Annotated in this window: 13 protein-coding genes; 5 read left to right on the top strand and 8 right to left on the bottom strand. The window is 47.0% G+C overall.

Annotated features, from left to right (window positions below; translation table 11 throughout):
• Positions 1-121: 121 nt before the first annotated feature.
• Both ACIFQN_RS15800 and ACIFQN_RS15795 read right to left on the bottom strand, forming a co-directional pair.
• Positions 122-430, bottom strand: coding sequence for a hypothetical protein (locus ACIFQN_RS15800; RefSeq protein WP_429833991.1), 309 nt, complete (start codon positions 428-430; stop codon positions 122-124).
• A 130-nt stretch (positions 431-560) separates the two neighbouring features.
• Complete coding sequence (locus tag ACIFQN_RS15795) at positions 561-773, bottom strand: cold-shock protein (protein WP_429833990.1); 213 nt, start codon at positions 771-773, stop codon at positions 561-563.
• Positions 774-955: 182 nt separating this feature from the next.
• Between ACIFQN_RS15795 and ACIFQN_RS15790 the strand changes: the two genes are divergently transcribed.
• Positions 956-1,867: an acyl-ACP desaturase gene (locus ACIFQN_RS15790; protein WP_429833989.1), complete on the top strand. Its 912-nt coding sequence runs from the start codon at positions 956-958 to the stop codon at positions 1,865-1,867.
• Positions 1,868-1,925: 58 nt separating this feature from the next.
• On the opposite strand, the gene ACIFQN_RS15785 is transcribed toward ACIFQN_RS15790, so the two are convergent.
• The 4 genes from ACIFQN_RS15785 to ACIFQN_RS15770 form a co-directional block, all read right to left on the bottom strand.
• Positions 1,926-4,814, bottom strand: coding sequence for an ATP-binding protein (locus tag ACIFQN_RS15785; protein ID WP_429833988.1), 2,889 nt, complete (start codon positions 4,812-4,814; stop codon positions 1,926-1,928).
• Positions 4,811-5,173, bottom strand: a complete 363-nt coding sequence (locus ACIFQN_RS15780; RefSeq protein ID WP_429833987.1) for a response regulator transcription factor — start codon at positions 5,171-5,173, stop codon at positions 4,811-4,813. The genes ACIFQN_RS15785 and ACIFQN_RS15780 overlap by 4 nt, the downstream gene beginning before the upstream one ends.
• A gap of 30 nt (positions 5,174-5,203) precedes the next feature.
• On the bottom strand, positions 5,204-6,826 hold the full coding sequence (locus tag ACIFQN_RS15775; protein ID WP_429833986.1) for a response regulator: 1,623 nt from the start codon (positions 6,824-6,826) through the stop codon (positions 5,204-5,206).
• Positions 6,827-7,038: 212 nt separating this feature from the next.
• The gene (locus ACIFQN_RS15770; RefSeq protein ID WP_429833985.1) at positions 7,039-7,515 is read right to left on the bottom strand and encodes a hypothetical protein; all 477 of its coding nucleotides are present in this window, start codon (positions 7,513-7,515) and stop codon (positions 7,039-7,041) included.
• Between the two features lie 97 nt (positions 7,516-7,612).
• On the opposite strand from ACIFQN_RS15770, the gene ACIFQN_RS15765 reads away from it, so the two are divergent.
• On the top strand, positions 7,613-7,807 hold the full coding sequence (locus ACIFQN_RS15765; RefSeq protein ID WP_429833984.1) for a YwbE family protein: 195 nt from the start codon (positions 7,613-7,615) through the stop codon (positions 7,805-7,807).
• A 104-nt stretch (positions 7,808-7,911) separates the two neighbouring features.
• Here ACIFQN_RS15765 and ACIFQN_RS15760 read toward each other — a convergent pair whose 3' ends face one another.
• Complete coding sequence (locus ACIFQN_RS15760; RefSeq protein ID WP_429833983.1) at positions 7,912-8,472, bottom strand: cysteine hydrolase family protein; 561 nt, start codon at positions 8,470-8,472, stop codon at positions 7,912-7,914.
• A 276-nt stretch (positions 8,473-8,748) separates the two neighbouring features.
• The gene (locus ACIFQN_RS15755) at positions 8,749-9,297 is read right to left on the bottom strand and encodes a GbsR/MarR family transcriptional regulator (protein ID WP_429833982.1); all 549 of its coding nucleotides are present in this window, start codon (positions 9,295-9,297) and stop codon (positions 8,749-8,751) included.
• Between the two features lie 406 nt (positions 9,298-9,703).
• Here ACIFQN_RS15755 and ACIFQN_RS15750 point away from each other — a divergent pair, with 406 nt between their 5' ends.
• The 3 genes from ACIFQN_RS15750 to ACIFQN_RS15740 are packed head-to-tail and all read left to right on the top strand — an operon-like array spanning position 9,704 to position 12,704.
• Entirely contained in the window at positions 9,704-10,930 is a 1,227-nt protein-coding gene (locus ACIFQN_RS15750; protein WP_429833981.1) for a quaternary amine ABC transporter ATP-binding protein, read from the top strand.
• Positions 10,927-11,766: an ABC transporter permease gene (locus ACIFQN_RS15745; protein ID WP_429833980.1), complete on the top strand. Its 840-nt coding sequence runs from the start codon at positions 10,927-10,929 to the stop codon at positions 11,764-11,766. Before ACIFQN_RS15750 ends, ACIFQN_RS15745 begins: the two co-directional genes overlap by 4 nt.
• An 11-nt stretch (positions 11,767-11,777) precedes the next feature.
• Positions 11,778-12,704: a glycine betaine ABC transporter substrate-binding protein gene (locus tag ACIFQN_RS15740; RefSeq protein WP_429833979.1), complete on the top strand. Its 927-nt coding sequence runs from the start codon at positions 11,778-11,780 to the stop codon at positions 12,702-12,704.
• Positions 12,705-12,856: the final 152 nt, after the last annotated feature.

The raw sequence follows: 12,856 nt of genomic DNA, 5'->3' as shown, positions 1-12,856 counted from the left end.
GCCTCAATGATAAAAAATGTTTCTTTGAATTATATTTGAAAAGAGCTTTTGAGCCAAAGGGAATCAATGGGAAGAGTAAAAAACAGGAAAAAAGCCACACGTTTTTGTGTGACTTTGCTCATTAATTCTTCTGTTTTTTTATTTGTTGGATGGTTTCAGTAACCACAAAAGCCAGATCGTCATTGCCAAACAGTGACAATACTCCAAGCAACGTGGCGTCGGAGATCTCTTCCGCTTCTTCTTTGGGAACAGTATTCTCCATCATTTGGGCGAGGAGGGGATTGTCACCTTGTTCGGGGTAGGCTAGTCGATACAATTCACGAGCATCCAGACCATGGTTGACACACCATTGCGCGAATACAAGGATCATCATGCCCTCGTCTCGCTGATAAGCCTGAATCATTTGATCTTCCATCTCTTTTCGGTTCATGAGTACACTCCTCTCCCAATCGTTAGTCATGAGCTAATTGTAGGGAAGAGGACGAATACCCGCAAGAAAAAAGAAAAAGGGGGCTCACTTCCTCCTTGAGGAGACCTCGATAGAGGTTTTTTTAAGACGTTTACGTGCTGGCCTTTTTATGGTTGTTGTGGTTCGTCAAAATAGGGAGCATGCGCGTGTCTTTTACCATTTCAGACTGACAAAAGGGGCAGCTGGGACTTGTGTCAAAGGAAAAGTTATCTCTCATCCAGCACGTACAGCCGTCATTGCTGCACGTCCATACATCTGTTTCCTCTTCTTCGATTGGAACGATTGCTTTCTTTGAGAAATACACAGTAACTCCTCCTTTGCGGGGCATCGTGCACAAAGTAACCTCTATTAATGTATGATGAGAACGGCGTAAATATACCAAGTATTTTCTTTGATGCCAAATATCACATGTAAAGATAATTTTTTACATTGACATTAATATAAATTTTCAGTAAAGTTAAGCAAAATTCAAGGAGCTTAATTTGAATGCCATTTATTAATTACAGCCTAAATGTGTTTGACCCACAGCTGGAACCATACCTCACTGAGTTGTACAAACAGCACAGAGAGCGTGCAAATGGAATTGACTGGAGCTATCACGAGTACATTCCTTGGGAACAGGGTCGATGTTTTAAAAAGGAGCCCTGGTCGATCGAACAACGAAAGCTCCCTACGGCTATCTATACGGCAGTGGAGACTTCGCTGTTGACTGAGGTGAATCTTCCTTTCTTTTATCACCATTTGGCTGTGACATTTAAAGGATCATTGCAGGTTTTGCAAGATTTTGTCCATACATGGGTTTCCGAAGAAGACCAGCATTCCTCGTTACTGGAAACGTACCTGATCATTACACGCAATGCTGATCCGCATGAGCTTCACCGGCTGCGTAAAGAAGTGGTCGAGGGCGGCTTTGCTCCTGACTTCGATACAGCGATGGAAACGATGGTTTATACTACGATACAAGAACTGGCCACAATGGTTTTTTACAACAATGTAGCAAAGGCCGCGACTCCATACGATAAAGATCTGTCCCGACTGCTTAGACGGATCGCAAAGGATGAGACGCTGCATTTTGCCTTTTACCGTGATGCTGTCAAAGGGTATTTGGGTGTTGATCATAACTTTGTGCATTACATACATAAGGCGATGACGTCGTTTGCCATGCCAGGTGTAGCGATGCCATCGTTTAAAGAGAGAATGGATATGATTGCCAAAGAAGCGAATTACGGCCCGGTTTCATACTTTAACCAGGTGTTTGACTACCTGATTCAATTTTGGGGGATCGAAAAACTGCAACCGAGTCGTGCGGAAGCAGAAGCTGAAAAACAAGATCTGTTGGCCTACCACCTGAAATTGAAGCGAATCAGTGAGCGTTTGGCGGCAAAAGGATTAAGTTAAGACAAGAACAGGCAACGAAAGCTATTCTTTCGTTGCCTGTTTTTTCATTTAGATGCCCCTATTGTTGATCAGGGATTAGGATTTGACCAGATGCTTCATTGCTGGTAATAGCGAGCAAGATCGCCTTGGACAATGAATCTGGATGATAAGGCTTGATCAAATACCCCTTGGCACCCAGATCGAATGCTTTTTTCTTTTCCTCAAAGGCACTGGAAATGACGATCGGAATGGTCCGCAGCTTCGGATTATCTTGCATGGCGGAAATGACTTTCCAGCCATCTTCACCATCCTGCAGGATCAAATCCAGTACGACAGCGTCAGGCCGTAGCTTCTCGATGGCTTCCATCGCTTCCGCCGCTGCGGAAAAGGAATAGACGGTAAAACCTGAACCAATCAGCTCATCTCGCAAAAGCTCCGACAGGTTTACATCGTCTTCAATGATGACCACTTGTCCATTTGACTGGTCCGAGGAGGCAGGAAGATTATCCGAATGCTCAGCTCGGTTCACTGTGAATGGCTCCTCAGGTAATGGCAGCGACACAGTAAAGGTACTGCCTCGTCCGGATTCGGAGGTAACGGCGATTTCACCGTGGTGAATGTGAACAATTTCCTGCACAATCGCGAGTCCGAGACCAGTGCCGCCGATTTCCCGACGATCAGAATTATCGACACGATAAAACTTGGTGAACAGATGAGGGATTGCTTCGGGAGGTATTCCTAAGCCCTCATCATGGATCTCCACTGCCAGACGTCCTTCCTCCTGACGGCAGATTACGCGGACGCAGCCGCCATTTGGCGAGTATTTCACAGCGTTGCTGATCAAATTCACTAGCACTTGGCGCAGCTTGTCCGGATCTCCGTATATAATCGTCTGCTCGGTTTTCAGTTCGAGCTCAAAGGAGTGCATGGGAGATTGGATACGGTAGAGTCCAAACACCTCACGAATCAGTTGGTCGATAGCGACTCTTTCCACTTCATACACTTGTCGCCCCGACTCCATGCGTTGCAAATCCAGAAAGTCGTTGATCAGAGAGGTGAGTCGCTTGGCCTCCTGATAAATGGCGGTCATGTAGCGTTGTTGTCGTTCCGGCTTTAGCTCTTTGTTGAGCATAAGCTCGGCAAAACCAAGGACGCTGGCGAGAGGTGTGCGCAGCTCATGGCTGACCGTACTGACAAACTCCGATTTCATCTGGTCAATCTCGTATTCCTTGGTGATGTCGCGATAGACGAGCAGAGTACTCCATTTTTCCTGATGACGATACAATGACTCGGCATACAACTGAATATAGCGGGTCTGCGGAAAAGTCAACTCGAACACAAGACTGCGAGACGGTGCTTCGCCTTCGCCTAGGACAACTGCTTTTATATACTGAACCAATCGTTCATGATCTTTCGTGCGATTTTGTAAAAGAGTGAAAAATGGATGGATATCATGCCCATGTAAATCGTTTATGTTATCGCAGCCCAATAGCTCGCAGAAAGTCCGATTCACCTGCAGGGTTGCCCCATTCAAATGAACGAGCTGCACACCCTCTTGGACCGTATCGAGCATATCTTGGGTCATTTGCCGCTGTTTTTCCGTTTCCTCATACATAGCGAGCTTGTCCAATGCCAAGGAGATTTGCTTGGCTAAGCCGATTGCCAGACGCTGATCTTTCTCTACGATTTTGCGTCCGACACGTGAGAGGATCATGCAGGCGACTACTTCCTGTGAAGCATTCAATACAGGCAAGTATAGCTCGGACGTAAAGACCAGGTCTTCCATAAGGCCGCGTTCTCCTTCGGTACTTTCACGGGTGAGGACAAAAGGAAGCTTGGTTTCTTGAATTCGTACGAGAGGACCTTCCTCTAGACCACGTAAGAGCTGAGCCATACCAGAAGAAGAAACACCAAAGCTGGAAACATCCGGGGCCGCTTGCAACAGCACGATGACGCCTTTGTCGGCATCCATGACTTCAGTCGTGTTGCGGATGATGCTCGACAGCAGCTCCCGTTTGTCCAACGTATTGGAGAGGGATTGGACCAGTCGATTTCGCTTTTCCAAATAACGCTCGTTGTCCGCCATTTTCACTAAAGCTTCTTGCAAGTCTTCCTGCTGAACCATGAGTTCATCCTGCTGCGCAAGCAATTCTTCGTTTTGCGCCATCAGCATTTCTTCCTTGGCCTGAATCTGTTTCATTAAAAAGTCGAGCGAACGCGTGAGCTGTCCGATTTCATCCAAACGATTCAGGTCAGGAAGCTCGGCAGTTTGACCTTTGGCGAAGCGATCAGCCATGGCAGCGAGTCGTACCAGAGGATTTCCGATGTCTTTGGTTGTCCGAATGCTAACCCAGAGCGAAATGATGAGGACCATAAGAATGTACAGGATGAACCAGAAGCTTTGCCGGGTCAAATCTTCAAAAAGTAGGCGATTTTCCTGCATGAGCAAAGCTTCGCTCTCTTGTGAGTACTTGCTTGCGTAATTGATCAGATTGTTTACTTCTTGATTTAATCCGCTGGAAGAGAACTTTCGTAGTGCCTCATAGTCGCCGGTTTTCGCGTAGTTTGAGGCTGTTGGGAATACGTTGGTAAAAAAGTTGTTGAAGAAGCTTTCAATGGAAGTAACCAAATTCAGCTCTTCATTCGTGAGCGGAAGCTTTTTGAACGAAAGGAGTGATTGTTCCAGCTTTTGTTTTTCGATAAAAAGTTCATTGTATTCGAACGGACTTAAGAAAGCATAATAGCCACGTGCCCGAAAAATGATCTGATTGGTATGCTCCTTAATCTGAACGATCAGCTCCTGCTTTTGCTTGGAGGCTTTCACTGCAGACTGATATTCAGAAAAGGCGCTGTAATTCATCGAGAGGACAATCGCAGCTCCTGCGATCACCAGCGAGAGAAACAAGAGCATCATTGCCGTGTAGCGGCGCGTGATGCTTTTTCTCAGTACCTGCCTAAGGTCATTCATGCAAGCATTTCCTCCACTTTACGCACCAGGTCACTAGGGCTAAAAGGCTTTGGCATGAAATCATCTGCGCCGGCTGCCCGCATTTTTTCCTGTTCGGAATGCTGGCTTTTGGCGGAGAGAATCAAGATTTTCACATTCTGCTTATCAGGCATCTGCCTGGCCTGGGTCAACACCTCATATCCGGTCAGCTTGGGCATCATGTAGTCGAGTATGATTAGGTCATAATCATTATGAGTAATTTTATGCAAAGCTTCTTCTCCGTCGCATGCGATGTCTAGCTTATGACCTTCATCTTCGAGAGTATCGCCGATCAACATACGCAGAACCGCTTCATCTTCTGCTAATAGAATAGTTGCCATTTTCTTTCCCCCAACAAATTCGTTTGCACGTCATACGACACGTTTCACCAAGCGCTTGATTCTTGCTTCTAATTCGCGCATGCTAAAGGGCTTGGTCATATAGTCGTCAGCGCCAAGCTGCAGGGCACGGACGATATCCTGTTCTTCTGTACGGCCTGTAAGCATGATCACCGTGTAACGCTTTGCATGAGGCAAAGTCTTGATTTTTTGCAAGACTTCCAGACCATCCATTTTGGGCATGATCCCATCGAGAATGACGAGATAGGATTCAGGACCCAGATGCCAGGAATTACTGAAAAAAGCTTCTCCATCCTGGAACAACTGTATGTCAGCGTGCATCCAACCGTCAAAGCTGGCCTGGACAGAATCGGCAAGCATGGTGCGAATCATCGAATCGTCATCAATAATAGCTACCTTCAATTTGACGTTGGGAGCTTCCGGTGCTCCTGTCGAAGCGGCTACCTCAATGCGCCGACGGCCGAGATTTTTAGCAGAGTACAAGGCAGTGTCGGCTGCCTCCACCCAATAGGGAAATGACTTTTCGGAGCCCTCGATTTGTACGACACCAGCCGAAAAGCTCAAGGAAAAAAGCCCCCCGGGTGAATCAAACGATAGTGAGCAAAAGGAATCAAGCATCTGTTCCAAACGCAGCTTGGCTTCCTGTGCAGTGGTTCGCGGCATAAGCAGGAGAAACTCCTCTCCGCCATAGCGAAACAGGATATCGTTTTTTTCTGCACTCGTCTGGATAAAGGAGGCGAATCTGCAGAGTACCTTATCACCGATCAAGTGACCATGCGTGTCATTCACACTCTTGAAATGATCGATATCCAAAAAGCCAAGAGAGAAGGGGGTAGCGGTTCTGAGCGCATCTGTAAGAAGCCGCTGATAAGTATCGCCAAGTGAATTGCGATTGTACACTCCTGTCAGCTCATCCAAGAACAGAATCCGGTCCATCCACCGTTTGCGTCCCAATTGGCGTTCCAGCCTGACTGCTAATTCTTCGATGTCGAGAGGCTTGCACATCACATCGTCGGCACCTAGCCGATAGGCACGAAACCGCGTTTGACGATCACAATCAATACTGATGACAGTTGTCGGTACATATTGTTTTTTGATCTTTTCGCTGAGCGTTTGCATGACTTGAAAACCACCTGTTTCCGGAATATTCAAGTCCAGAATCAAGCAGTCTGGGTTCATATCGTGAAAAAAGTCGAGAGCCTTGTCCGGATACACCGTTGCAATGACAGACCAATTGAGCTTCTCTAAGTTTTCTTTCAAATACATGAGAAGAGTGACGTCATCATCTAAAATGAGCACGAGAGGCTGGTTTTCATAGCAATTCTCTCGCTTGAGGGTTGGATCTTCCAGCAATACTTCTTGTTCAGGATGCTGCTTGTAACAAAGGGCAATCAATTCAAGTAAAAACGCGCGCCATTCATTTGAATGCCACTCTTTTGCTGGCATCTCATCCATTTGCTCCAAAAGAGTTTGCGAGAGATCAGACAAATCAGACAAGCCAATCGTGCCTGAGGTCCCTTTCAACGAATGAAGAAAGCGATACAGATCATCGTGGGAGATGGGCCCGTCTTGAGCGAACCACGCCTCCAATTGTTTGTGAATATGAAAGAGAAGAGTCTCTCTATACTTCATCATACTTGTGTGTTCCTCCAGTTTTAAAAAGGCAGCAAGCAGTCAAAACGACTGCTTGGCCACGTTGTTCAAAGGTCTCTATTTTGGTATTGTACAGGTAACTAGGCAAAAGTGTACCTTATCAGGAGGGTTTATCCAATGGATGATCTGATCGCGGCAGGTGTGAAGGATAAGGTAGTAGGTAGCACTTTATACTTTATATAGAAGAAACGAATTTACTCGCGAGCAAAGCCTTCTTCGATGAGATACTGCTCAGCCTCGACGTATGATTCAAATGATGCTTCCAGATTCATGCCGTGATACACATTCCACAGGGAATCTTCCTGCTGTAGCACAAGTGTGTTGTTTTGTTTGTCGATCCATGTTTCCTCTACCTGCTCAGGAGCTGCTGTAATCTTTGGAGCGACCTCGCGTTTTTGAGAGAGGGATTGAATCGAAGCTTCGATCACTGTGTGCAGCTCCTCCGCTGAGAAATCGCGGATGTTGACGAAGCCCTTGTCGTCCTTCTGGTAGCCTTTCAAAAAGCCGGCGAAAACAAAACCGTTTCCGTTGGGATGAAGATGGTAGACGACCGTTTTTTTATCATGAAGACTCTCTTCATAATGAAAGTTGACGCGTTTGAGAGAGACGTTGTTGCGCGTTAGTTGAGGGAACGATTCAATAATCGCCAGTTTTTCTTCAAAAGTAAGCATGGATTCCTCCGTGGTTTGATGGATTTCTTCGTCGATTATATCATAGGAGGGCACAAAGAATGAAAAGGGATAAATGTAAGCAGAAAAGAGGAATTGTATGAATGGCAAAAACCGAAAAGATATTGTAGCGGGACTGGAAGTAGAGATCGTGTTGAAGCAGGATCAACGGACGGGAAAGCGTACGCGCGGAATCGTAAAAGATATCCTCACGAATTCGAGTACGCATCCGCACGGGATCAAAGTGCGACTGACTGACGGTCAGGTAGGGAGAGTACAGGAGATTGTTAAGTAAACCGCTACCGAGGCTTGCTCATGAAGAAAAGGAAGAACGGGCAAATGCCGTGATGGCTTGCCCGTTTTATTTTTATAGGGAGCTGCTTCAAATCGCGTGCATCATCAGCGATACGAATCATGACTAGGAACAAGCACATCCTCGTCGGAGCTGCGTACCAAAATAAACGGCTCCAGATTCCCAAGTCCATGCAAGCATGTATTATGGTGGGCGATGATTTGATCTGCCTGTAGCACCTCATTGTCTGTAGTGGAGTGGGCATCCTTCACTAGCGTGACATCGTAGCCCAATGTCGTCGCTTTTCGGCAGGCGCTATCGATACAGAATTCCGTTTTGCAGCCCATGATGACCAGATGGTTGATCCCTTGAGCCTGCAACTGCTGATGCAGATCTGTTCCATGAAAAGAATCCGTCGCTTTTTTGTGAATGATCGGTTCGCCGGGGAGCGGAGCGATCTCAGGATGAATCGCATATTCGTAAGTACCTGCTTCGGCAACATCTACATCTTGTACATAAAAGACGGGGATGGCCTGGCTGCGTGCTTTTTGAATGATGCCTTTCATCGTTTGAACCAACCTCGCGTGATCGTAAACAGGGCCAATCCTAGGCCCTTCCATTATTCCTACTTGGGCATCAATCACCAACAGTGCAGTCATTCGAATCATATGTTCCTCCTTAGGGAAGGGGGACTATCGCATGAATGCCCCCTTTTTGTTGTGTAGTGTACGAACGAATATATGAGCATTCCGATTTGCATGTCTGTTCATAGTCGCCAACTCCTTTCGTCTCATCGAACCAGGCACTACTGTGTTCTTGATTTCTCTATAGGAATTGTACCATAGTGGGTTGGGAATTTTTAGACATTTCTCACCTGCAAGAAAAAAAGACTCATTTCTACTGATTGCCAGTAAAGAAATGAGTCTTTTTTTTTTCGCCATGTCCTACGATTCATTTTCCTTTTTCGGTACAAACTGAAAGATATCATGTGATTCAAAAGAGTCAATTAAACGGGACAGCCAAAGATAATACTCCAAACCATTTTCAATGCGCTGGATACTGAGGTCCACACGATCTCTGTATTCGTCTGTGAGTTCTTCAGATTCCTTGAGGGAGCGCAGTTCCTGCAGGGACTTTTTCAAGCCTTGAACATTCTGCTCACTGGCGTGTCTCCACTTCACAGAAAACAGATCAATGAAGTTCTGATACCAGTCCAGGTTGACTTCGTAGTGATCTTTCCGGGTGCCTTTTTTCCATATTTTTTCTACCATATTTAAGTCCATTAACGTGCGAACGCCGGTGCTCATGCTGGTTTTGCTCATCCCCAGCGCTTCTCCCATTTCATCGAGCGTCATTGACTTGTCCTGGAACAGCAATGTACCGTACAAAAGCCCTGTAGACATGGTAATTCCGTACAAATCCATGTTGCGGGCAAGGGTCTCGATTACGCGTGCTTGAGCTTTTTCGAGGATTTTTTCCTGTTTTGTATCCATTTTGAAAAGAGCAGCTCCTCTGGTCATATTACCTGACTAGAATTGTACGTTCCCAGAAGCAAAATGTAAATGGAGATGTTGTACAGTATATACAAGTAAAACTGCGAATACAGAAAGAAAAGTACGTAAAGTTTTTTCTGAACGCCGAAAATGCCCGATTATCGAGGCTCACCCAGTTTGAGGTAAAAATTGTGTCTCGTTACAATTGAAAGGGTAAGAAAGCATCTGTCAAAGCCTCCTCAGGGAAGGCGACCGCGTTTTAGCGGAATGTTTTACCGCAGAAAATGCCAGAAGCAGACGCTGAGGCACTTCGCCATGCGCTCCAAAATTCATAAGCGTTGGCTTATAAAATCTTATAGGTTAATGAGCAGTCCGGAAGTCGGGCGTAAAAGTTGGAGGTGACCATATGCCCAAGATTAAAGTAGAGAATTTGACCAAAATCTTTGGACGCCAGCCAGGGCGTGCATTGCCCCTCGTAAAGCAGGGAAAGACCAAACAAGAGATTGCAAAGGAAACAGGTCTTACCCTTGGGGTTAACCAGGCGAGTTTTGAGGTGCATGCAGGCGAAATTTTCGTCATCATGGGGCTTTCGGGTAGTGGGAAATCAACTCTGGTTCGCTTGTTGAATCGGTTAATTGAGCCTACAGAAGGCAAGATCCTGATTGACGGTATGGATATCGTCAGTATGAACACCGAACAGCTGCAAGAGGCTCGGCGCAAGAAGCTGAGTATGGTATTCCAAAAGTTCGCCTTGTTTCCGCACAGGACGGTACTAGAGAATGCCGAGTATGGCTTGGAGGTTCAAAATATCCCTAAGCCCGAGCGTGAGGCAAAGGCACGTCAGTCGCTTGCGCTCGTTGGTCTAGGTGGCTGGGAACAAAGCTACCCTGATCAGTTGAGCGGGGGAATGCAACAGCGTGTAGGTCTGGCTCGTGCACTGGCCAATGATCCAGACGTGCTTCTGATGGATGAAGCATTCAGCGCTCTGGACCCTTTGATTCGCAAGGATATGCAGGATGAGCTGTTGGAACTGCAGAGCACCATGCAAAAAACGATTATTTTTATTACGCATGATCTGGATGAAGCACTAAAGATCGGAGATCGGATCGCTCTCATGAAGGATGGTGCGATTGTCCAGATTGGGACACCTGAAGAAATCATGACCAATCCGGCAAACGAATATGTGGAACGATTCGTGGAAGACGTGGACCGCTCCAAAGTTCTGTCTGCAGAAAATGTGATGAAGCGTGCTGAAACCATCACGTTGGATAAAGGGCCGCGCGTTGCCTTGCAGCTGATGCGGGATCGCGGTGTGTCCAGTCTGTATGTGGTAGACAAGAAAAAGACATTGTTGGGCGTATTGACGGCAGATGCGGTTAATGGAGCCAAGCAAGAGGGAAAAACATTGGAGGACGTCCTGCGAACAGAAGTGCCAACAGTAGGACCGCAGACGCTGCTCAATGAATTGTTCGATTTGGTCGCTTTTTCCGATATTCCAGTAGCAGTAATAGGTGATCAGAATCGTCTGCTCGGCGTGATTGTAAAAGGTGCTGTTTTAGGCGGTCTGGCAGGAAAAGTGAATCATGAAAATCCACCGCCGATAGATGAGGAAGGGCAGGTGAGTAAGGAATGAGTCAACTATTTCCGAAGCTACCTCTCGATAAGTGGGTAGAAACCATTGTAGATGGACTGGATGAGCATTTGGGTTTTTTGTTTGATCTGATTTCGACAGGAATTGGCGGAACGGTCGATCTGTTTAACTGGATTCTGACTGGGCTCCCATTCTGGCTGATTATTATTTTGTTTACTTTGCTTGCCTATCGGGCTGGCAAATGGACGATCGCTCTTTTTACTTTCATTGGACTTCTCTTGATTCAGAATCTGGGTTATTGGGAGCATTCCATGGAAACACTTGCGCTGGTGCTGACCGCAGGCTTGATCTCGGTTGTCATCGGGATTCCGGTGGGGATCTGGTGTGCCAAGAATGACTCGGTGCAAAAGGTCGTAACACCGCTTTTAGACTTCATGCAGACGATGCCAGCGTTTGTCTACCTGATTCCAGCGATCTTTTTCTTCGGGCTTGGAAAAGTTCCAGGTGTGATCGCATCCGTGATTTTCGCGATGCCGCCGACGATCCGTTTGACGAATCTGGGTATTCGCCAAGTGCCTGCAGACTTGATCGAGGCTTCCGATGCTTTCGGTTCGACCTACTGGCAAAAGCTGATGAAAGTACAGCTTCCTATTGCCAAGACGACAATGATGGCAGGGATTAACCAGAGCATTATGCTGGCGTTATCCATGGTCGTCATCGCGTCCATGATCGGAGCGAAAGGATTGGGAGCGGACGTCTATCGGGCCGTTACCCAGATTAAAATCGGAGAAGGCTTTGAAGCGGGTCTGGCCATTGTCATTATGGCCATTCTGTTGGACCGCATCACGCAAAGTGTCGGAAAGAGAAAAAAAGCGTAGGAGGGGTTTTCATGAAAAAAGGTACCTTGAAGGGTTTGGCAGTCGCATTGGGACTTTCCATGGTGATGGCAGGATGCTCAAGCGGGGGAGCGCCGCAGGGCAATCAATCTGCGGGAGACAACACGGGCGGTTCTGCACCGAATAGTGTGGGTGCCGAGGTAGACCACAAAATCATCGGGATTGACCCCGGTGCCGGATTGATGAAAGCAACTGAAAAAGCGATGAAAGAATACGACCTCAAAGATTGGGAGCTGGTTGAGGGCTCCAGCGCGGCGATGACTGCCGCATTGACGCAGGCTTACAAAGACAAAAAGCCGATTATTGTGACTGGCTGGACACCTCACTGGATGTTCTCCAAGTTTGACATGAAGTACCTGGAAGATCCAAAAGGTGTGTTTGGTAAAGATGAGCAAATTCACACCATCGTCCGCAAAGGCTTGAAGGAAGATCAGCCGAGCGCGTACGCATTTCTCGACAAGTTTTCTTGGACACCTGAAGACATGGAAAAAGTCATGCTAGCGATCGAGGACGGTAAAAAGCCGGAGGAAGCGGCCGCTGAGTGGGTAAAAAACAACGAGGCAACCGTGAATAAATGGGTAGAAGGCATCCAGCCGGCGGAAGGCAAAAAGCTGGCCCTCGCTTATGTAGCCTGGGATTCTGAAATTGCCAGCACCAACGTCGTGAAGACTGTTCTGGAACAAAAGCTGAAATACAAGGTAGAGCTCAGCCAAGTCGAAGCTGGCCCGATGTGGGTCGGTGTAGCGGGTGGCGACGTGGATGGCATGGTAGCTGCATGGCTGCCAACGACTCATGAGGACTACTTTGAAAAGCTGGGTAAAGACATCGAGGATCTCGGCCCTAATCTGAGCGGAACCAAGCTCGGACTGGCTGTTCCAAGCTACATGGAGATCAATTCCATCGAGGATTTGAAGAAGTAATTAAGTTGTAAATGAAATAGGAAAGGCACTGCCCACGATTGTGAGGGCGGTGCTTTTTTTACGTATACGAATCTATAAGCGCGACCGCTTATGAATTCTAGAGCGCATGACAAGGTACCTCAGCGTCCGCATCCGGCATTACTTCGGTGAAA

It is taken from the genome of Brevibacillus sp. NRS-1366 (genome assembly GCF_050467985.1).
This window is presented reverse-complemented; position numbering and strand designations above follow the sequence as displayed.